Annotated in this window: 19 protein-coding genes, 1 tRNA gene and 1 pseudogene; 14 read left to right on the forward strand and 7 right to left on the reverse strand. The window is 61.4% G+C overall.

The window, feature by feature from the left end:
* Positions 1–144: 144 nt before the first annotated feature.
* The 3 genes from AC0L2Z_RS05555 to AC0L2Z_RS05565 all read left to right on the forward strand — a co-directional run bounded on the left by AC0L2Z_RS05555 (position 145) and on the right by AC0L2Z_RS05565 (position 1514).
* On the forward strand, positions 145–531 hold the full coding sequence (locus AC0L2Z_RS05555) for a TIGR02300 family protein (RefSeq protein WP_023796772.1): 387 nt from the start codon (positions 145–147) through the stop codon (positions 529–531).
* A gap of 170 nt (positions 532–701) precedes the next feature.
* A tRNA-Ala gene (locus AC0L2Z_RS05560) sits at positions 702–777 on the forward strand.
* Between the two features lie 647 nt (positions 778–1424).
* Positions 1425–1514 carry an excalibur calcium-binding domain-containing protein gene (locus AC0L2Z_RS05565; RefSeq protein WP_128181921.1) on the forward strand — a complete coding sequence of 30 codons (90 nt, stop codon included), beginning with the start codon at positions 1425–1427 and terminating at the stop codon, positions 1512–1514.
* Between the two features lie 145 nt (positions 1515–1659).
* Here the strand turns inward: AC0L2Z_RS05565 and AC0L2Z_RS05570 are convergent, their stop codons facing one another.
* The 3 genes from AC0L2Z_RS05570 to AC0L2Z_RS05580 all read right to left on the reverse strand — a co-directional run bounded on the left by AC0L2Z_RS05570 (position 1660) and on the right by AC0L2Z_RS05580 (position 4348).
* A complete protein-coding gene (locus AC0L2Z_RS05570; RefSeq protein WP_473627009.1) occupies positions 1660–2022 on the reverse strand; it encodes a Crp/Fnr family transcriptional regulator in 363 nt (120 codons plus the stop codon).
* Positions 2023–2803: 781 nt separating this feature from the next.
* A complete protein-coding gene (locus AC0L2Z_RS05575; RefSeq protein WP_473627010.1) occupies positions 2804–3184 on the reverse strand; it encodes an ion channel in 381 nt (126 codons plus the stop codon).
* 720 nt (positions 3185–3904) lie between these two features.
* The gene (locus AC0L2Z_RS05580; protein WP_473627012.1) at positions 3905–4348 is read right to left on the reverse strand and encodes a hypothetical protein; all 444 of its coding nucleotides are present in this window, start codon (positions 4346–4348) and stop codon (positions 3905–3907) included.
* Between the two features lie 147 nt (positions 4349–4495).
* Here AC0L2Z_RS05580 and AC0L2Z_RS05585 point away from each other — a divergent pair, with 147 nt between their 5' ends.
* On the forward strand, positions 4496–4828 hold the full coding sequence (locus tag AC0L2Z_RS05585; protein WP_473531428.1) for a hypothetical protein: 333 nt from the start codon (positions 4496–4498) through the stop codon (positions 4826–4828).
* A 558-nt stretch (positions 4829–5386) separates the two neighbouring features.
* On the opposite strand, the gene AC0L2Z_RS05590 is transcribed toward AC0L2Z_RS05585, so the two are convergent.
* The 4 genes and pseudogenes from AC0L2Z_RS05590 to AC0L2Z_RS05605 all read right to left on the reverse strand — a co-directional run bounded on the left by AC0L2Z_RS05590 (position 5387) and on the right by AC0L2Z_RS05605 (position 8769).
* Positions 5387–5593 carry a hypothetical protein gene (locus tag AC0L2Z_RS05590; RefSeq protein WP_306454983.1) on the reverse strand — a complete coding sequence of 69 codons (207 nt, stop codon included), beginning with the start codon at positions 5591–5593 and terminating at the stop codon, positions 5387–5389.
* 827 nt (positions 5594–6420) lie between these two features.
* Positions 6421–6759: an ATP-dependent DNA ligase gene (locus tag AC0L2Z_RS05595; RefSeq protein ID WP_473627013.1), complete on the reverse strand. Its 339-nt coding sequence runs from the start codon at positions 6757–6759 to the stop codon at positions 6421–6423.
* A gap of 43 nt (positions 6760–6802) precedes the next feature.
* A pseudogene (locus AC0L2Z_RS05600) lies at positions 6803–6979 on the reverse strand (ATP-dependent DNA ligase); the annotation flags it as partial.
* Positions 6980–8574: 1595 nt separating this feature from the next.
* The gene (locus AC0L2Z_RS05605) at positions 8575–8769 is read right to left on the reverse strand and encodes a hypothetical protein (protein ID WP_473627014.1); all 195 of its coding nucleotides are present in this window, start codon (positions 8767–8769) and stop codon (positions 8575–8577) included.
* Between the two features lie 680 nt (positions 8770–9449).
* Here AC0L2Z_RS05605 and AC0L2Z_RS05610 point away from each other — a divergent pair.
* The 10 genes from AC0L2Z_RS05610 to AC0L2Z_RS05655 all read left to right on the forward strand — a co-directional run.
* Positions 9450–10049 carry an ANTAR domain-containing response regulator gene (locus AC0L2Z_RS05610; protein ID WP_023796771.1) on the forward strand — a complete coding sequence of 200 codons (600 nt, stop codon included), beginning with the start codon at positions 9450–9452 and terminating at the stop codon, positions 10047–10049.
* Positions 10050–10051: 2 nt separating this feature from the next.
* Positions 10052–11290, forward strand: coding sequence for a CmpA/NrtA family ABC transporter substrate-binding protein (locus AC0L2Z_RS05615; RefSeq protein WP_473627016.1), 1239 nt, complete (start codon positions 10052–10054; stop codon positions 11288–11290).
* A 360-nt stretch (positions 11291–11650) separates the two neighbouring features.
* Complete coding sequence (locus AC0L2Z_RS05620; protein WP_473627017.1) at positions 11651–12967, forward strand: CmpA/NrtA family ABC transporter substrate-binding protein; 1317 nt, start codon at positions 11651–11653, stop codon at positions 12965–12967.
* Positions 12968–13028: 61 nt separating this feature from the next.
* Positions 13029–13925: a nitrate ABC transporter permease gene (gene ntrB, locus AC0L2Z_RS05625; protein ID WP_128172929.1), complete on the forward strand. Its 897-nt coding sequence runs from the start codon at positions 13029–13031 to the stop codon at positions 13923–13925.
* 11 nt (positions 13926–13936) lie between these two features.
* Positions 13937–14734 carry an ABC transporter ATP-binding protein gene (locus AC0L2Z_RS05630; RefSeq protein WP_023796767.1) on the forward strand — a complete coding sequence of 266 codons (798 nt, stop codon included), beginning with the start codon at positions 13937–13939 and terminating at the stop codon, positions 14732–14734.
* Positions 14735–15133: 399 nt separating this feature from the next.
* Positions 15134–15325 carry a hypothetical protein gene (locus AC0L2Z_RS05635; protein ID WP_236392143.1) on the forward strand — a complete coding sequence of 64 codons (192 nt, stop codon included), beginning with the start codon at positions 15134–15136 and terminating at the stop codon, positions 15323–15325.
* Between the two features lie 115 nt (positions 15326–15440).
* Positions 15441–16682, forward strand: a complete 1242-nt coding sequence (locus AC0L2Z_RS05640) for an MFS transporter (protein ID WP_473627064.1) — start codon at positions 15441–15443, stop codon at positions 16680–16682.
* Positions 16683–16701: 19 nt separating this feature from the next.
* Entirely contained in the window at positions 16702–19152 is a 2451-nt protein-coding gene (gene nirB, locus AC0L2Z_RS05645; RefSeq protein ID WP_473627019.1) for a nitrite reductase large subunit NirB, read from the forward strand.
* Positions 19152–19487, forward strand: coding sequence for a nitrite reductase small subunit NirD (gene nirD, locus AC0L2Z_RS05650; RefSeq protein WP_473627020.1), 336 nt, complete (start codon positions 19152–19154; stop codon positions 19485–19487). Before nirB ends, nirD begins: the two co-directional genes overlap by 1 nt.
* Before the next feature lie 3 nt (positions 19488–19490).
* Positions 19491–19687 (forward strand): hypothetical protein (locus AC0L2Z_RS05655; protein ID WP_473627066.1); only part of this gene is annotated, 197 nt, incomplete at its 3' end.

The raw sequence follows: 19687 nt of genomic DNA on the forward strand, positions 1-19687 counted from the left end.
CGCGGTCTCGTATCACGGCGGGCGGAATTGGTCATCCCCTTGCGAGAGGTCGCTCAACGCGGGGATTTGTGACGCTGGCTTTAGGCTTTGACAGCGCCGTAAACTGTGGTTATGGGGACCAAACTTTCATCGACGAGGCTTGCTGTGGCAAAACCCGAACTTGGCACCAAACGCATCGACCCCGAGACGGGTCAAAAATTCTACGATCTGAACAAGGATCCGATCGTCTCGCCCTATACCGGCAAGAACTATCCCCGCTCTTATTTCGAGGAAGGCAAGATTGCCGCCCTTGAGGAGGAAGAGGAAGTTGCCGAGAAGGAAGTCGACGCCGAGGAGGAAGAGGGCGTCGAGGTCGTCTCGCTCGAAGAGGCGGACGAGGATACGAAGCCCGACGATCTTCCCGATCTCGGCGATGACGAGGACGATGTGGACCTCGGCGACGACGACGATACCTTCCTCGCCGACGAAGAGGAAGAGGACGACGATGTCGCCGACATGATCGGCGTCGGCGATGACGACGACGAAGTCTGATCCGGCCTCTCACACAGCGCCCGCCGACTTTCGCGGGTTCTTGATAAAAAGCGGCTCTTAAAGGCTTGATATTGACGGAAGGCGGGGTTAGAAGCCGCCTGCACTAACGGCGCGGTCTCAACCCGCGCCGGATCTCTTCGCCGGCAACGGCGCCGGTTGACTGCCGGAGTGGGGCCATAGCTCAGTTGGGAGAGCGCTTGAATGGCATTCAAGAGGTCGTCGGTTCGATTCCGATTGGCTCCACCAAAATTTCTATAATGATTTCAGTTGATTAGCATTCTCCCCCTCGGGGGCCTGTTGCCCTGAAATGGTTCGGGGCACCGCCGGGGCACCCCGAGGCGTTTTTTGGGGGTCGCAAAATTTGCCTAGTCTCCGTTTTCCGCCAGATTTGCCGAAAGGCGAGGGGATGGGAAATGTTCGGACTTTTTAGCGCGGGCCTAGGTCCCTCGAAGTTAGATTGGCTTGAGGCACGATACGCTTGCATGTTCCGTATGCCGACGAGCGCAGGCCGTTGTGTCGCCGTAGCGTCAACCGGCTGAAGCCCGGCGGTGCTTCCTCAGCCGAGTGATTGCCGACCTGTCGACCGTAATCACGCCGCCGCAGTCAATCCGCACGGTGAGTTTGTCTGCTCCGCGATCGATGCGGGTGACGTCCCCAACAAGAACTACTCGGTCGCCGGCCCGGGCTTTGGGTGGCGGCTCTAGCGTGTAAGGATGGTCATAGGATGGAATGCTCACTCTGGCTCGGCCGCTAGGGAGAATGGTGATGACGGTACCTGCTAGCGCAACCTCATCGCCGACCTCAAATTCGCCAGGCATGTTAAGGTGCAGCATGGTCTTCCTCCCGATGCTTTCCTATTTGATGCTTTGCTAAATTAATGCCCGGCCACCGCGTTGGTTGCGTGCAATCCGCTTCGTACGGTTCCGCACATTTCCAAGCTGGATCGCGATGGCGACGGGACCCCGTGCGAAACGCTGTGTTAGCGGAGCCAGCAACCAGCGGGTCTTCCGATCAAACTTCGCGGAATAATGATGGACCTGAGACGCCGGCAAGAGTCGGACAGCGAGCCCCCTGGCCGACCAGACGTTGCGGGGCCGGCTCGCGTCCGCCGGTCTTCTGTCCAGCAATCTACTCACCATCTATTTTAGACACCCCTGAGAGCTTCCATGAGGCGGTGCAGACGACGCTGGCCAGCTTCGACATTCGGGGCGAGGCAAAGTCTGGCCGACTGCTCGAATGAAATTCAGGCTGCGGCGTGCACTCCCCGAAAATGTCACCCGGTTCGACATCGCGATACGCTATCTCCCTGCCGTCCGCTGAAACCAGTGTCACGCGAGCCCGTCCTTCCAGCAGGAAGTAGACTTCGCGACCAGTGTCGCCGTGGGAAATGATCAGCTCGTTGTGTCGATCGCTGCGCTCGTGCCACCGTTTGGTCAGCGCGGCGAGGTCGGCATCGCAAAGTCTTGAGATGAAGGCCGGAGAGCCTGTCACAACAGCCTCTTGTTCAATCAGGTGTACTTCATCTTACTCCCTATCCAAGGAAATTTGATGGCCGCAGGCCCCGCTTTCCGGAAAGCAAAACTGGGAGCGGATTTTTCCAATGTTTTCCCCGGTGTGGGAATTCCCACAGCCGAGCCTGGTTCGACTGTCATATCCTTGTTGCAACATCGAGGTCTGCGAAGAAGCCATAAGGTGTCTCGCGATGGGTCAATAAGTCTGGCACGGCAGTTGCATAGTCAGGTATGGGGGAATGGGGCGGAGGCCCGTCGCTTCGCAAATGTAGCGGCGGGTCTTCTGCATAGAGGTCGCGTCCCAGTCTACGCGCTGCCGTCCGTCTCGCTTTCCTCGTCTATCGCCCGGACCGGCAGTAAGCAGCTGTAGGTATCGGCGAAGTCGAGGTCGAGGAAGACATAGGGGAGTGTCTACGAAGTGGTCCTCGATGCGCTGCGGCCAAGCGACCTATTAACCGGAAACCTGTTAACTAAATTGGCCTAAGCCATTGTCCTCTATAGGGGCTTTTGAACTAACTCCCCCTCGCGAGCATGCGCGTCCGGTCCCGAAATTACCCTCCCCAATAGGGGATAATGGCCGCGATTACCACGCTATAGCAACGGGCCGTTCTGATAGCGGTGCAGTGGCGAAATTTTGAATAAGCCCCTATGGGGAACATTCAGGCAAACAGTTACAAGCTCCTTGGCGCCCGAACGAAAAGCCCGCCGCACCTTTCGGCGCGAACAGCTATGACGAAGGAACACGACCTCTGAAACGCGCATCAGTCTTGCTCCCGCTTCCACAGATCCGAAGTCGATGCGTATGCGAACGATGCTGACCAAGCGATCAGGACGAGTCCGTTGAGACCCTCCAAGGCAGCAACGATTCGCATCGGCCCAGTGGCATAGACTTCGCCAAAGCCGATCGTCGTGTAGCAGGTAACCGAGAAACAGAAGAAATCCGCTGCGCTTCCGGAAAACAAGCCTGCGAGACCTCCAAGGTCTGGATGGTGGTGCATCCAGGCGTAGGCGAGCGCGAAAAGACAGATCCCCACCACGTGAGCAATGATTGCTGCGACGACCAAGAGCAGCAGATCAACCCGCATCGGAAGTGAAAAACGACGCCTCATCGTTCCGGCGATATTTAGCACTTCATAGTGCATCAGAACCGTTACCAGTGCGAAGACCTACAGATATGGCGAACGCGATGAGCAATTGCGGTACCTTCAAGTAGGACTCAGATCCTCAACCGCTTATCCCCGCGCGAGCGGTTCGAACAGCGTCGACCTGACGCGACGCGATGCGATGCCGAACACGCGAATGGTGAGGACGAACGCGAGCACCCGGTGGTGCCATCTCCCCGGGTCCTTGGCAAAATCGTCGGAACCGAACCGCTCCCAATGGCTTTCGTAATCAGGGGCGGCGTCAAAGAGGAGACTGTTATGGATCGGCAAGAAAATAGCGTTTTGGAGGCTGGCTGGCTTTTGGCGGTCCCGCTTTCTATCGGATTTGCCGTTTTGATTGCAGGCTTAGTGCTGGGCTAGTGTGCTATGGGAACCGGAACTCGATCACTCGCCCCTCGGCCTTCCATGATTGCCGGGCGTCAACGGAACCAAAGTCGCGCAATAGCTGAGGGACAGGAGCAAGGCGGACGCCACCGTCGCGCTTTTCGCCAGCCGGCCGCTCGGGCTTCTGCCTCGCTGCAAAACCAGCGCTCCCCCTTGCCGGTCGAGGTTACGGTTCGGTCATGACGGGCGAGGGAGAAATGCGCCGCTAGGTGTCAATCCTAATCGGAGGTTCACGCAAAGAAAAACCCGCCACCGTGAGGCAGCGGGCTATGACAGTTTTTGCCCGGTTCAGTGATGGTCGCTCCCCCACGCTTTCTACGAGGTCGCTTCGTGATCGGATGCGCTGCAAGAAACGTCCGCCGCAATGAGCTTGGCGACTTCGTCCTCGCCGATCGGCAGATATCGGTCCCTTGCGGCTTCTCGCTTCCATTGGACGGCCATTAGATCGGGCGCTGGAACTCGGATTTGATCGGCCACAGCCTGCCGGCTCCTGTCGACGCTGATCATCCGTTTGTCAGAATAGGCGCTAGATTTGTCCTCGTCCTCCAGGACGTACATCGCGTGAATGCTTTTCTCTTGCCAGTAAGCCGTTTTCGCTCTTGCCAGGCTGGTGACAGCATCGGCCTTGCGCCAAGGAAGTCGGCGCGCCTGACGCATGAGCTGATTGTGGTGCGTGTCGATGAGGACGGCATCGGGCAGCGGATCAAGGCACTGCCGCACGAATGCAGCCAGCGCCTTTGTCTTGACGCCGGCGCTCATGCTGATGCGTCCCCTCCGGAAGCCAGCTGGAAAACCGACGCCGCCAGCTGCGCTGCCCAAAGTTCGGCTTCGAAGGGATATTTGCGCGCCGCGCCGGCCCTTGCGGGGCCGAAGCTTTTGAAGTTCAGTGCATGCGCAGGGGGCAGCATGCGCAAATACCATATTTTCGCGGCGGCAGGGGCCGCGACCATCCTTTTAAGCGGCTGCTCCGGTTCGGGCCTAGGTATGCCTGGCTCACCTGCTTGGTTTGCCACCACACCGCAGGCGGAACAGGCAACCTATTTCCGCAACCGATGCGTTTCCTACGGCTTCGAGCCAGGGACCCCGGCCATGGCCCAATGCATCCAAAACGAGTCCATTTCGTCTCGCGGCAGGGCATCTGCCAGGGCGAATGCGGCATTTGCCAACATGCAAAACAGTCAGCCGAAAACGACGACTTGCAACCGCTTCGGCAACACCGTGAACTGCACGACGTTTTGAGTCGACACCGAGAGGCGGAATGAGCGCCCGCCTCTCTCATTGCGAACGCTCGACGGCGAATGTTTGCGCGTCATCACCCTCCGGCCTAGAGAATGGTGGCGGCGCCGGCGTGAGGCTGAGGATTGACGCGCCGCCGTGCCCCCGCCCGATCAGGACGCTTCCTGCACTTCCTCGACTTGTGGCGTCACGGGTGCAGGATTAATGACGTAGGTGTTCGAGGTCAGGTCGCTTGTAGATCGGATGATGATACCGTCGTCTCTTAATCGGGCAAACGTTCCCCTTGCGATACGCATGGGCTTGCCTTTGGCATCTGCGCGGTGACTTTGTTCGACCAGGGAACGTGAGTGATGGTGTCAACGCGCTTGAGAAAGCGCTTTTCCTTCTCAGTCAACTCGATCACGCCGTTCCTCCATATCATCGCAGCGTTTGGCTGGCCGGTAACGCCGATGATGCGACTCCGTTCCCAGACAGGCGCATGGTTGCTGCCTATGTCGAGAAAACCTTGAGGCTAAGGGCTACCTGCCGAAAGGCGCAGCAGAATAGCTATGCTCGTCACCGTCAGCCGGGAGGAGTGTAGAGCGGCTCTCTGCATCGATGAACCAGGCACTGGCCATCGAGCGTCGGCACAAACCCTACCGCTGGGATTTCCGACCAGTCGCACGCATTGCTGTACCGGCGGACGTAGAGGGCATAGGTGTTCGGGCCGGTGGTCAGCACCGCCGAGCCATGGCTCTGGATTAGCGCCTGCGTCTGTTGGCAGGTCATGGCGCGGGGTCCGGCCTGGCCTGGGCGAGGGTTGTGAAGGCAAGCATGACCGCTGCCGAGGTCAACGCAATCCGGCGAATGGACATGACGAGACTCCCATGATGAGCCATTTGGTTGACAAACTCGCATGTCGCAGGGCAGCTGTGCAATGGCGGCCTTACCCTCCCGCACCGCGCTCAACATTGCCTGGGGCGGCCATGACGGCTACTGTGTCGCCAGAACCGGGTTCATCCGGGGAATGTCGGTCTCCATAAGTTTCTGAACGGGCCTCGCTTTCGGTCGGCGGCCAGGCACCAGCATGACATCCGTGCTAAGTGCCCCCAATTCGGAGGGAAAGATGCGACTATTTTTGGTGTTGATTTTGATGGCGCTGAGCGGCTGCGTATCCAATGTTTCCCCGGATAGTGATGGTATACCACGCCGCGCGTCCTTTGCTGGAAACCATTAGTCCGCTTAATTTGGCTGATTGCCAACGCCTATTTTGCCGGTGCCTCAGCACTTGACGAGGAAAGCGAGACAAGCGGCAGCGCATAGAACGCGGAAAGCTAGCTTTCATCCCAGAAGTCCTGAAGCGAAGCGTGGCGAAGGTCGTCCTCGCCCCTGAGGTGCTTCACGCGGGCTTTGATGCCCGGCTTGACCCACTGCGTTGCCGGTCGCTTTGGCATGTCCTTGGGCGGTGACCCGGCATGCTCCTGGACCCTTTTCCAAAGTCGTTCCCGCATCTCGCGATTGACGCTCACGAACGCGCTGCCGACATATTTGCGGTGGCTGGGTCAGCCATCAGAGCAAACGCGGGCTTGCCCCTCTCGCGTTCGACGCCGAGTAGTTCAAACTCGCTTTCTGTGAAGGATTTTGTCTTCAGCCAATTGGTGGTCGGGCCGCTGCGATATTTGCTGTCCCGACGCTTCGATACCATCCCTTCCAGGCCAGCCGCGTCGATCAAGATGATAGATCGCATTAGCCTCGCCCGGCATGGTCTCACTGAACTGGATGCGGCTGTCAGACCCTATGAGGCCGGCTAGGATTTCCCGCCGATCCTCAAGTACCATGTCGCGCAGATCGTGGCCGTTGAGATGCAGGAGATCGAACGCAACGAAATAGAGGTCGTGCTGGCGTCTGGTGATGGCCTTGCGCAGCGCGGCAAAGTCCGACAGGCCCAGCCTCATTCAAGACGACGACTTCGCCGTCGATGATGGCATTCTCGACGTCCAGCGTTCGCGCCGCCGCAGCTAGATCGCGGTACTTCGATGTCCAGTCTAGGCCGCGGCGGGTGAAGATCCGCACACCGCCGGCGTCGATGATGATTTGGGAGCGGTAGCCGTCGAATTTGGCTTCATGCATCCAGTCGTCGCCTTGGGGCGGCTTGGCGACCAAGGTAGGCATCATCGGAGGAATGAACTCTAGCCGGCCAGCACCGGCAGTCACTCGTTTACGCACAGGTTCGAGTGTAGGCTCATCCGATTTGATGGCTAGGGGAACGGACCATGACCATTTTACTAAATTAGCAACGATGCATGAAGCGGCATACAATTTCGCCCAAGCCGGCGACCGCCCCCCGACCTGCCAGCCGGCCAGGCCCGGCGGCCGTTGCGCCCCCAAGTAGGGCTGCCGGGCTGCCCCATCAAACGCACTGTAGCGACCAACGTGAGACGAGATAGAACAAATAACGCAAATGGAAACCTAACCAGGGAGCGCAGCAACCCCTCCTCCTTGGCAGCGGCTTCTAAGGCCTTCCTTACGTCGTCGGGTGTGCCCTCGCCTCCAAGGCAGGCCATGCAGGCTTCTTGGGTCCTCGCTTGGCCCACTTCATAAGTTCCGTGGCGGCACCCTCGACGTTGTTGCAGCCATAGGTGAGTCCAGGTCGGTCTGTCTCGATGTTGACCGGAGGGTGAAACCAATGGAGAGCTATGAGGGTAATTTAGGGATGCTCATGTGTTTGGTAGAGGCGAGGGCCTAGGCACGGATGCTTGGGAGAGAGGGCCACGCGCTTGGCGACGTAGCGAACGATACGGCGGGCCTGAGAGGCGGCTGGAGCATGCGACGAGGGCGATGCGGAAGGCGCTGGCATAGGCGCTGAAGATGGCGCTCTGGGTCGGCTCGACCTTCGGGGTTCCGTGACGGTAAATGAGCAGCGGGGACCGGGTGGGGGGCTTGGGGTTAGTCCCCGCTGCTTTGAGCTGCCTTCGCGGGGTGCAGTGGCAGCACAACTAAATAGTGACTGAGCGATGACATGACCCAGACAGTGGAGCCTTGGGCACCCTGTCAGTCTTACACCGGCTAGTGCCGCCCCCAAGGCCACCCGGGCGGGTGTCTCAAGCGTGCGGCCGGGGACGGACCCTCAAAGATTGCGACTTCCGTAACCCCAGCCTACACACCCGGCCTGACGCGCGTGCCCACCCAACCCAGCGTCAAGCGACAGGTCATTAGTAGCCGATAAAGATCGCCCCCAAATCGGCCGCTTGAGCTAGCTCGGATAGACAATTCGGGTGAGCGGGTTCAACGGGTCAAAAGGAGGGTCGGAATATCCCGGGCCAAATTTTCTTACGACCCATCGGATAACAGGCTCATGCGAGCTAAAGTGAGAGCTTCATGGGCCATAGTACCCCCTCCTCCTCGGCAGCAGCCTCCAAGTCCTTGCGTACTTCCTTAGGGTCAACCTCCTCACCCCCCAGGGCTTGAAGGCAGAGGGCCGACGCACGTTCCCACTTGGGCCCTCTTGGACCACTTCAGGAGCTGCTCGGATGCACCTCGGACATTGTTACAGGCATAGCTGACACCGACCATTTCGGTCTTCACGAACACCGGAGGGGAGAACCAGTAGGTTGCCATGGAGGGTAATTTAGAGCGGGAAGAGGAACGATGTAGGCCCGCGCGGGTTTAGAATTGCGGCGGCCAGTTCTCCGTGGAAGCACAGCCGTTGTGGGCCCGTCGCTTGTTCCTCAACGGCGGCGGGCTTCCCTTAGCAGGACCCGTCAGGGCAGCTATGGAGTTTCGTCCCGACCGGCCTTGCCGATCGCCTCAAGCAATGATGCCAGCGTTGGCGTCAATTCCTGTTCGACCTCCAGCCCAAGCAGCTTGTGTACGTGGTGGCGATTGTCTTCAGCGCTGATGAACTGCCGAATGGCCTCGGCAAGTGGGGGGGTAGCCCAGCCTTTCACGCTTTGCCATGTCTGCATGTCCCTACCCCGCCCTGCCGCAACTCGCAGGTCACGGAATGGTTGCATTAGGGGTTAGGAATGATTGGTAGAAATTTCTGAGCGCGAAGGACTGGCTGATCCGTATTCGGCTAGTCTGAGACTGAAAACCCCGGCAACCACCGGGGTTTTCAGCACACTAACTGCTAATAATACCAGCCCCAGACCCAAACACGCCTGCGAAAACACCGTCTGCGCAGACGGCCATATCGCCAGGCACGACGACAGGCCCTTCTCCAAGCCCGCCGCCGGCGCCGCCGCCTGCGGTGCCAGCTCCGATGTCGGACCGGCTCCGCCTGAGTATCCTCATCTTCGAACGGCTCTGTCTCCAGCGCGTCGAGTTCATCGAGGATGCCACTTCTGGCGCTCGGTACGCCGGCCACCGCGTTGATTGGCCGAACTGCGCTCGCAAGGGCTGCTGCCCCAGCAACGCCCAACACTCCTGTCAAAAATAATCGCCGATCCATGGAACCTCCAATTTCAAAGCCAGCGAGACAAGGTCGCAATTGGGAAATAGCGCGGTGGATACAAAAGCAAAGTCAGATGCGTTTAGAGAGGCTTAACGGTCGGTTCCGCGAACATGTTACGGTCCCCGAAGCGATGACTTCGTCAATTCTCGCCATGCCGCATTGCACAATCACGCTGCGTGCGCAAAATGCGGCATGATCCGGAAATCCCTCACCGTCCTGGTGATCGACGAAAACCACATCCGCGCCTCCATCATCGAGGCGGGATTGCGGGAGGCCGGGCATGAGCAGGTCACGGTCGTTCACGATGTTGCGGGAATAGCGCGGCGCATCGCCGAGATCGAACCGGACGTAATCGTCATCGATCTCGAAAATCCCAACCGCGATATGCTTGAAAACATGTTCCAGCTTTCGCGCGTGGTGAAGCGGCCGATCGCCATGTTCGTGGACCGGTCGGATCAGGCTTCAATCGAAGCTGCGGTGGAAGCGGGGGTCTCCGCCTATGTCGTCGACGGGCTGCGACAGGAGCGCGTCAAGCCGATCCTCGACATGGCGATCAGCCGCTTCAACGCGTTCTCGCGGATGGCGCGCGAACTTGAGGAAGCCCGCAGTGAATTGGAGGACCGCAAGGTCATCGACCGCGCCAAGGGCATCCTGATGCGATCCCGCGGCCTGTCGGAGGACGCGGCCTATACGCTTCTGCGCAAGACAGCCATGAACCAGAACCGCAAGATCAGCGAAATCGCGCAGAGCCTGGTGACGGCGGCAGGCCTTCTGGATCCCGGAGAGAGTTGAGCATGGCGGCCGAACACCAGATCAATGCCGGTTTCATGCCGCTCTTCGACAGCGCCGTTCTTGTCGCAGCGAAGGAGATCGGCTTTGCCGCGCGCGAAGGCGTCGACCTGACGCTTAGTCGCGAAACGTCCTGGGCCAACATCCGCGACCGCATCGCGATCGGACATTTCGACCTGGCGCATATGCTGGGGCCGATGCCGATCGCATGCAATCTGGGGCTCACCCCACTCGCCTCCGACACGATCGTGCCGTTCTCGCTGGGGCTGGGCGGCAACTGCGTAACGGTTTCGAACACGCTCTGGGCAGGCATGGCCGCGCACGGCGCCTTGCCCGATCTCAATCCGGCGCGGGCCGGCAAGGCCTTGGGAGCGCTGATCCGTGAACGGGCAAATGCCGGTCGCGACCCACTGCGCTTTGCGGTCGTGCATCCGCACTCCGGACACAATTACGAACTGCGCTACTGGCTCGCCGCCTGCGGCATCGATCCGTCGCGCGAAATAGAAATCGTCATCGTGCCGCCGCCGTTCATGGCCGACGCACTCGCCACCGGCAGGATCGACGGCTACTGCGCCGGCGAACCCTGGAACAGCGCCTCGGTCGTCGCCGGCACCGGCCATATCGCCACAGTCAAGGCCACCATCTGGAAGACCAGCCCCGAGAAAGTCGTCGGCGTGCGCAAGGCCTGGGCCGAAAAACACCCGGAAGCGCTTTCGGCGCTGCTGCGCGCGCTCCATCACGCCGCGCGCTGGTGCCAGGATCCGGCAAACCGCGGCGAACTGGCCGCCCTGATTGCGCAGCCTTCCTTCCTCGGCCTTTCGCCGGCGCTGCAGATGCCGATTCTGACCGGACATCTTGCGCTGGGCGGCGGCGCGGAACTGACCGTCGAGGACTTCTTTCTGCCTTTCGGCAAGGCGGCAAATTTCCCGTGGAAAAGCCACGCGCTGTGGTTCTACACGCAGATGGTTCGTTGGGGGCAGGTCAAGCACAGCGCTGCCCACGTGGCGCTCGCGCGGGACAGCTACCGGCCCGACCTCTATCGCGCAGCGCTGAAGCCGCTCGGCGTCGCACTTCCCGGCGCCAATTCTAAGGTGGAGGGCGCGCTGGCGTCTGCCACACCTGTCGGCTCCGCCGGCGCCAGTCTGGTGCTCGGCCCCGATGGTTTCTTCGATGGCCAGATATTCGATCCCGACGAGGTCGACGCCTACATTGCCGGGCAGAAATTGGCGCGCGCCGAAGCCTGATCATTTTCGCGCCATTCTTGTGCATTGCACAAAAATTATGCGTGCAACCGCGCTAATGAACAATCTTTGGCTTGCTCGCCCAGCGGGCCAGCGCGCCGATGATTGTGGCATGCCGTTGATCTCATTGGTGTTTTTCATCCATTCCGAAACTGGCACGGTTCCTGCTTTGCAATAAGCAGACTCTTCTCGGGGTCACGGAACAGGCGTCCAATGGCGGGCGCTACAGGCAAAGCTGCCGCTCAGGTCAACACGCGATCCCGGATGGACGGACGCGCGCGGCCTGGCCGGCGGCTTTTTTGTTTTGACCGAGCACGGCAATCGACGGCGCTGATCCCAAGCAGTGCCCAACGGGAGACGACGATGACGAAACGCATCAAGACTGAAGCCCCTCTCGAGGGCATGACCCGCCGCAATTTTCTGATGGCAAGTGCTGCCACCGCGGCAACCCTGGCAGCGGCGCGCGCGCTGCTGCCGTCCGGCGCCTATGCGGCGACGGCAGCTCCGGAAGTCACCGGCGCCAAGCTCGGCTTCATCGCGCTGACCGACGCGGCGCCGCTGATGATCGCCAAGGAGAAGGGCCTGTTCGAGAAATTCGGCATGCCCGATGTCGAGGTGCTCAAGCAGGCCTCCTGGGGCGCGACGCGCGACAATCTGATGCTCGGCGGCGAAGCCAACGGCATCGACGGCGCCCATATCCTGACGCCGATGCCTTACCTGATGCACACCGGCAAGGTGACGCAGAACAATCAGCCGATGCCGATGGCGATCGTCGCGCGGCTTAACTACGACTGCCAGGCGATTTCCGTCGCGCAGGAATATGCCGGCACCGGCGTCGGCCTCGATGCCTCCAAGCTGAAGGACGCCTTCGCGGCCAAGAAGGCCGAAGGCAAGGAGGTGAAGGCCGCCATGACCTTCCCGGGCGGCACCCATGATCTCTGGTTGCGCTATTGGCTGGCCGCCGGCGGCATCGATCCCGACAAGGATGTCTCGACCATCGTCGTGCCGCCACCGCAGATGGTCGCCAACATGAAGGTCGGCAACATGGACGTGTTCTGCGTCGGCGAGCCATGGAACGAGCAGCTCGTCCACCAGGGCGTCGGCTTCACCGCCGCCACGACAGGCGAACTCTGGAAAGGCCATCCGGAAAAGGCGCTCGGCCTGCGCGCCGCCTTCATCGACAAGAACCCGAACGCCACCAAGGCGATCCTGATGGCCGTCATGGAAGCCCAGCAATGGTGCGAAGCCATGGAAAACAAGGACGAGATGGCGGCCATCATCGGCAAGCGGCAATGGATGAACGTGCCGACAGCCGACATCATCGGCCGCCTCAAGGGCGACATCAATTACGGCAATGACCGCGTCGCCACCGGCACCGACCTCTACATGAAGTTCTGGAAGGGCGGTGTGTCCTATCCGTTCAAGAGCCACGACAGCTGGTTCCTCGCCGAAAACATCCGCTGGGGCAAATTCGCGGCGACCACCGACATCAAGGCGCTGGTCGATCAAGTCAACCGCGAAGATCTGTGGCGCGAGGCGGCCAAGGATCTTGGCGTTGCTGCGGCCGATATCCCGGCGTCTCCATCGCGCGGCGTCGAGACCTTCTTTGACGGCAAGATTTTCGATCCGGCCAACCCGTCCGCCTATCTCGACAGCCTCAAGATCAAGGCATCGGCCTGACGTCGACGGCAAGCGCCGCCCGCTGCGCCGCTTGCCAGTGTTCAAGGAGCTTTTTGCGAAAATGTCTATTCAAGCCATCGAGGACACCAAGGTGAAGGCGTTCCCCGCGCCTGCCAAGCCTGCAGAGGTCATAGCTTTCACCGCCAAGGTGAGGCGCCGCTTCGATCCCGCCGCGATCGCCGGCAAGCTGGCGAGCACGCTGGTGCCGCCGGCCGTAGTCATCATCGTCATGCTCGTCGTCTGGCAGGTCGCCTGCTCGTCGCCCAATGCCAGCTTGCCGCCACCTAGCCAAGTATGGAACGAGGCCTACGATCTGATCGCCCATCCGTTCTTCGACTATGGTCCGCAGGATATCGGACTGGCCTGGCGGGTGCTGATCTCGCTGCAGCGGGTCGCCATCGGCTTCGGCCTGGCTGCCATCGTCGGCGTCGCGCTCGGTGCGCTGGTCGGCCAGTCGATCTGGGCCATGCGCGGCCTCGATCCGGTGTTCCAGATTCTGCGCACCGTGCCGCCGCTCGCCTGGCTGCCGCTGTCGCTGGCTGCCTTCCGCGATTCCAGCCCGTCGGCGATCTTCGTCATCTTCATCACCTCGATCTGGCCGGTGATCATCAACACTGCCGTCGGCGTCCGCAACATTCCAGAGGATTATCGAAACGTCTCCCGCATCCTCAGGCTCAACCAGCTCGAATTCTTCGTAAAGATCATGGTGCCGGCCGCGGCACCTTACATCTTCACCGGCCTGCGCATCGGCATCGGCCTGTCCTGGCTCGCCATCGTCGCCGCCGAAATGCTGACAGGCGGCGTCGGCATCGGCTTCTTCATCTGGGACGCCTGGAACTCGTCGCGGCTGCCCGACATCATCGTCGCGCTCGCCTATATCGGCGTCACCGGCTTCTGCCTCGACCGCTTGGTCGCGGCGGTCGGCGCCTTCGTCACCCGCGGCACAACGGCAAAGTGAGGAAAGGGGCGATGACGGCCTACCTGAAACTCGACCATATCGACAAATCCTTTGCCCGCGGCGGCCAGGTCAGCGAGGTGCTGAAAGACATCCGGCTGACCATCGACAAAGGCGAATTCGTCTCCATCATCGGCCATTCCGGCTGCGGCAAGTCGACCTTGCTCAACCTGATCGCCGGGCTGACCAGAGTCTCCGCCGGCGCGGTCCTGCTCGAGGACAAGGAGGTCGACAGCCCCGGACCCGAGCGCGCCGTGGTATTCCAGAACCACAGCCTTTTGCCGTGGCTCACCGTCTACGAGAACATCAATCTGGCGGTGTCGAAAGTTTTCGGTTCGACCAGGACCAAGGCCGAGCGGCATGACTGGATCATGCGCAATCTCGACCTCGTGCAGATGGCGCATGCCAGGGACAAGCGGCCCGCCGAGATATCGGGCGGCATGAAGCAGCGCGTCGGCATCGCCCGCGCGCTGGCCATGGAGCCGAAGATCCTGCTGCTCGACGAGCCCTTCGGTGCGCTGGACGCTCTGACGCGCGCCCATCTGCAGGATGCGGTGATGGATATCCATTCGAGGCTTGGCTCGACGACGATCATGATCACGCACGATGTCGACGAGGCGGTGCTATTGTCCGATCGCATCGTCATGATGACCAACGGTCCAGCGGCGACCATCGGCGAGGTGCTTGCGGTGCCGCTGGCCCGGCCGCGCCGGCGCATCGAGCTTTCCTCCGACCGGACCTTCCTGCGCTGCCGCGAGGCGGTGCTGAAGTTCCTCTACGAACGCCACCGCTTCGTGGAAGCCGCGGAGTAAGGCCATGGCCGGAAATCGCGTCATCATCCACAATTGGCAATCTGCATCGGCAATGGGCAATCTACCGCATTGCACAAATATTATGCTGCTGTGCAAGGCATTCTGACTAATCTTTGATCCGCTGCCGGGCTTTGTCAAAAATCGCGCGGCTGCGGTTCACATTGATTTCATTTGATAATCTGGAGCGCTGTCGAATTGGCACGCTTCCTGCTTTTCAGATTGTGGGTCCGAAAGGGCCAAGTGACACCGGCGTCCAATGGCGGGCGCCACAGGCAAAGCTGCCGCTCAGGTCAATACGCGATCCCGGATGGACGGACGCGCAAAGACCTGACCGGCGGCTTTTTTGTTTTTACGCGATCGACGGCGCTGGTCCCAAGCGGCGCCCAACCGGAGACGACGATGACGAAACGGATCGGAACTGGCGCGTCCCTCGCGGACTTCACGCGCCGCGATTTTCTGGCCAGCAGCGCGCTGACGGCGGCACTGTTCACCGCCGCGCTCCTGCTGTTTCCCGTCGGCGCCAAGACGGAAAGCAAGGACCTGACCGTGGCGAGCCCGGTCTCGTTGCACGCACCGATGCCGCGCCGCTGATCATTCACCCACAAACATCCGCGGTGCCTCCCACGCCGCAAACCGGAGCCAGACGTTGACCGCAAATCTCCCAGCCGCGCCCAGCCAGGACAATGCTCCCCGCCAGGCGCTTGTGATGTCCACCATCGCCTTCACCGTCTGCTTCGCGGTGTGGACGATATTTTCAATCATCGGCGTGCGCATAAAGCAGGACCTTGGGCTGAACGAGACGGAGTTCGGCCTGCTGGTCGGCACGCCGATCCTCACCGGTTCGCTCGTGCGCATGGTGCTCGGTGTCTGGACCGACCGTTTTGGCGGACGGCTGGTATACACCGCGACCATGCTTGCGGCGGCGGTCGCGACCTTCCTGCTCGCTTTTGCGCAAACCTACGGACAGATGCTGGTCGCCGCGTTAGGCGTTGGGCTCGCCGGTGGTTCCTTCGCCGTCGGTGTCGCCTATGTCTCGCGCTTCTTCCCGGCCGGCAAGCAGGGCACGGCGCTTGGCATTTTCGGTGTCGGCAATGTCGGCGCCGCGGTCACCAAGTTCCTGGCACCATTCGTGCTTCTCTCCTGGGGCTGGCAGTCGGTCGCGCTGATCTGGGCGGCAGCACTCGTGGTCATGGCCGCCGTCTTCTGGTTCACCACCGACGACGATCCGGTCATCCGCGAGCGCCGCGCCGGCAAGGCAGCGCCCGCGAGAAGCTTCTTGCAGGAATTCGCGCCGCTCAAGAACCTGCAGGTCTGGCGCTTCGCCTTTTATTATTTCTTCGCCTTCGGTGCATTCGTGGCGCTGTCGCTGTGGTTGCCGCGCTACCTGATCGGCGTCTACGGATTCGGCATCGCGACCGCCGGCATGATCGGCGCGGCCTATTCGATCCCGGCGAGTATCTTTCGCGCCTATGGCGGCGTGCTATCCGACCGGATCGGCGCCCGCACCGTGCTCTACTGGACCTTCGCGGTCAGTGCCGTCGTGACTCTCGTTCTGTCTCTCCCCTCGGCAGACTACGTCGTGCACGGCATCAGCGGGCCGATCGCCTTCCATTTCGAGATCGGCCCGTTCGCCTTCATAGCCGTTGCCTGCGTGCTCGGCTTCTTCATGAGCCTTGGCAAGGCCGCCGTCTACAAGCACATCCCGGTTTACTACCCGCAGAGTGTCGGCGCGGTCGGCGGCGTTGTCGGCATGATTGGCGGGCTCGGCGGCTTTATCCTGCCAATCGCCTTCGGCGCACTCAACGACCTCACCGGCGTCTGGTCGAGTTGCTTCATGCTGCTCTTCGTCATCGTCGCCACCTGCTTTGCCTGGATGCACTTCAGCATCCGGCGGATGGAGCGCGCGGCCGCCGCCGAAGCTTCAGGCCTTTCCTACGCGGCTGAATGAGACAGGAGTGGATCAGGACATGACCGAAAAACTCGTCATCATCGGCAACGGCATGGCCCCAGGGCGCATGCTGGAGCACCTGCTGGAAAAGGCGCCGGACCTCTACCAGGTCACCATCTTCAATGCCGAGCCGCGCGTGAACTACGACCGCATCATGCTGTCGCCGGTTCTGTCAGGCGAAAAGGACTATGAGGAGATCATCATCCATGGCGATGGCTGGTACATCAAGCACGGGATCACCCTCTACAAGGGCCACAAGATCGTCGCCATCGACAGGCAGGCAAAGACCGTCACCTCCGATCATGGCGTGACCGAGCCCTACGACAAGCTCGTCATCGCCACCGGCTCGGTGCCGTTTATCATCCCGGTGCCCGGCCATGATCTGCCGGGCGTCCTGACCTATCGCGATCTCGACGATGTTCGGGCGATGATGCTGGCCGCGCAGTCACGGGCCAAGGCCGTGGTCATCGGCGGCGGCTTGCTCGGGCTGGAGGCGGCAGCGGGCTTGAACGCGCAGGGCATGGACGTCACCGTGCTGCATGTCATGCCGACGCTGATGGAGCGTCAGCTCGATCCGGCCGCCGGCTATCTGCTGCAGCGCGCTGTCGAGCAACGCGGCATCAAGGTCATCACCAAGGCCAACACCCAGGCGATCACAGGCAAGGGTAAGGTCGAGCAGGTGGAACTCGCCGACGGCACCGTCATCCCGGCGACGCTGGTCGTCATGGCGGTCGGCATCAGGCCGAATGCGACGCTGGCGAAAGACGCCGGCATTGCCGTCAATCGCGGCATCGTCGTCGACGCCGGCATGCGCAGCAACGATCCCGACATCTTCGCGCTCGGCGAATGCGCCGAGGTCAACGGCATGGTCTACGGCCTGGTCGCACCGCTCTATGAGATGGCGCGTGTCGCCGCCAGCCAGTTGGCCGGCGACGAGGCCGCCGCCTTCGTCCATTCGGACACGCCGACCAAGCTCAAGGTCACCGGCATCGAGCTGTTCTCGCTCGGCGACTTTGCCGAGGGCGAGGACCGCCAGGAGATCGTGCTGCGCGACGCCGCCGCCGGCGTCTACAAACGGCTGGTGCTCAGGGATGACCGCATCATCGGCACCGTGCTTTACGGCGAGACGGCGGACGGCGCCTGGTTCAACGACCTCAAGAAGAAGCAGACCGACATATCGGAAATGCGCGACACGCTTATTTTCGGCCAGTCATACCAGGGAGGCGCCTCCCTGGACCCTATGGCGGCCGTTGCAGCCTTGCCGGATGATGCGGAAATCTGCGGCTGTAACGGCGTTTGCAAGGGAAAGATCACTGGCGCGATCACGGCCAAAAGCCTGACCTCGCTCGACGACGTGCGCGCTCACACCAAGGCGTCCGCCTCCTGCGGCTCCTGCACCGGGCTGGTCGAGAAGCTGATGGTACTTACCATCGGCGACAAATATAATCCGGCGGCGGTGCAGCCGATGTGCGGCTGCACCACGCTCGGCCATGATGAGGTCCGCCGGCTGATCAAGGCCAAGGGCCTGAAGACCATTCCCGCCGTCATGCAGGAACTGGAATGGACCACCTCCTGCGGCTGTGCCAAATGCCGGCCGGCGCTCAATTACTATCTCGTCTGCGACTGGCCGGATGAGTATGCCGACGACTACCAGTCGCGCTTCATCAACGAACGTGTACACGCCAACATCCAGAAGGACGGCACCTATTCGGTGGTGCCGCGCATGTGGGGCGGCGTCACCAATGCCGCCGAACTGCGCGCCATTGCCGACGTCGTCGACAAATTCGAAATTCCAATGGTCAAGGTCACCGGTGGCCAGCGCATCGACATGCTCGGCATCCGCAAGGAGGATCTGCCGGCGGTGTGGGCCGATCTCGGCCAGGCCGGCTTCGTCTCCGGCCACGCCTATGCCAAGGGACTGCGCACTGTAAAGACCTGCGTCGGTTCGGACTGGTGCCGCTTCGGCACGCAGGATTCGACGGGGTTCGGCGTCCGCATCGAGAAATTCATGTGGGGCTCGTGGACGCCGGCCAAGGTCAAGATGGCGGTGTCGGGCTGCCCGCGGAACTGCGCCGAGGCAACCTGCAAGGATGTCGGCGTGATCTGCGTCGATTCAGGCTACGAGATCCATTTCGCCGGGGCGGCCGGCCTCGACATCAAGGGCACCGAGGTACTCGGCCTGGTCAAGACCGAGGACGAGGCACTGGAGCATATCGTGGCGTTGACGCAGATGTATCGCGAGCAGGGCCGCTATCTCGAGCGCATCTACAAATGGGCCAAGCGCATCGGCATCGCCGAGATCAAGCGCCAGATCATGGACGATGGCGAGAAGCGCAAGGCTTATTTCGACCGCTTCGTCTTTTCGCAGAAATTCGCCCAGGTCGACCCGTGGTCGGAACGCGTTTCCGGCAAGGACAAGCACGAATTCCGGCCGATGGCTTCGGTCGGCTTCGCGCAGGCGGCGGAGTGATGATGATGAATTGGATTGCTGTCGGCACGCTCTCAGACATTCCGCGCCGCGGCGCGCGCTGCGTCGCCACGCCTCAAGGCAAGATCGCCGTCTTCCGCACGGCAGACGACCAGGTCTTTGCCATGGAGGACCATTGCCCGCACAAGGGCGGGCCGCTCTCGCAGGGGATCGTCCATGGCGCGGCGGTAACCTGTCCTCTGCACAATTGGGTGATCTCGCTGGAAACCGGCAAGGCGCTTGGCGCTGACGAAGGTGCGGTGCGCACCATTCCGGTGCGGATCGAGGGCGAGCGCCTGTTCATTGCGCTGGAAGCGCTGGCCAGTCGCGCGGCTTGAATTATGAAGATTGACGAAGCGCGCGAGGTGAGGACCACCTGCCCCTATTGCGGGGTGGGCTGCGGCGTGCTGGCGAAGGTCGCCGCGAACGGAGAGGTAACCGGTAGCCGGGCCCCGGGCCAAACGGGGCATTTAGGGCGGGGCGGTTGCAAGGGGGCAGCGCGGGGCGGGCCGAGCGCCCGAGACGGGCGGGGGGGGTT

Source organism: Mesorhizobium sp. WSM4850, from assembly GCF_055811735.1.

Coding starts and splice junctions, on each gene's coding strand:
- AC0L2Z_RS05575 (WP_473627010.1), bottom strand. CDS start 3,184: ATGCACTATGAAGTGCTAAATATCGCCGGAACGATGAGGCGTCGTTTT.
- AC0L2Z_RS05580 (WP_473627012.1), bottom strand. CDS start 4,348: ATGAGCGCCGGCGTCAAGACAAAGGCGCTGGCTGCATTCGTGCGGCAG.
- AC0L2Z_RS05585 (WP_473531428.1), top strand. CDS start 4,496: ATGCGCAAATACCATATTTTCGCGGCGGCAGGGGCCGCGACCATCCTT.
- AC0L2Z_RS05590 (WP_306454983.1), bottom strand. CDS start 5,593: ATGACCTGCCAACAGACGCAGGCGCTAATCCAGAGCCATGGCTCGGCG.
- AC0L2Z_RS05595 (WP_473627013.1), bottom strand. CDS start 6,759: ATGAGGCTGGGCCTGTCGGACTTTGCCGCGCTGCGCAAGGCCATCACC.
- AC0L2Z_RS05605 (WP_473627014.1), bottom strand. CDS start 8,769: ATGCAGACATGGCAAAGCGTGAAAGGCTGGGCTACCCCCCCACTTGCC.
- AC0L2Z_RS05610 (WP_023796771.1), top strand. CDS start 9,450: ATGATCCGGAAATCCCTCACCGTCCTGGTGATCGACGAAAACCACATC.
- AC0L2Z_RS05615 (WP_473627016.1), top strand. CDS start 10,052: ATGGCGGCCGAACACCAGATCAATGCCGGTTTCATGCCGCTCTTCGAC.
- AC0L2Z_RS05620 (WP_473627017.1), top strand. CDS start 11,651: ATGACGAAACGCATCAAGACTGAAGCCCCTCTCGAGGGCATGACCCGC.
- ntrB (WP_128172929.1), top strand. CDS start 13,029: ATGTCTATTCAAGCCATCGAGGACACCAAGGTGAAGGCGTTCCCCGCG.
- AC0L2Z_RS05630 (WP_023796767.1), top strand. CDS start 13,937: ATGACGGCCTACCTGAAACTCGACCATATCGACAAATCCTTTGCCCGC.
- AC0L2Z_RS05635 (WP_236392143.1), top strand. CDS start 15,134: ATGACGAAACGGATCGGAACTGGCGCGTCCCTCGCGGACTTCACGCGC.
- AC0L2Z_RS05640 (WP_473627064.1), top strand. CDS start 15,441: ATGTCCACCATCGCCTTCACCGTCTGCTTCGCGGTGTGGACGATATTT.
- nirB (WP_473627019.1), top strand. CDS start 16,702: ATGACCGAAAAACTCGTCATCATCGGCAACGGCATGGCCCCAGGGCGC.
- nirD (WP_473627020.1), top strand. CDS start 19,152: ATGATGATGAATTGGATTGCTGTCGGCACGCTCTCAGACATTCCGCGC.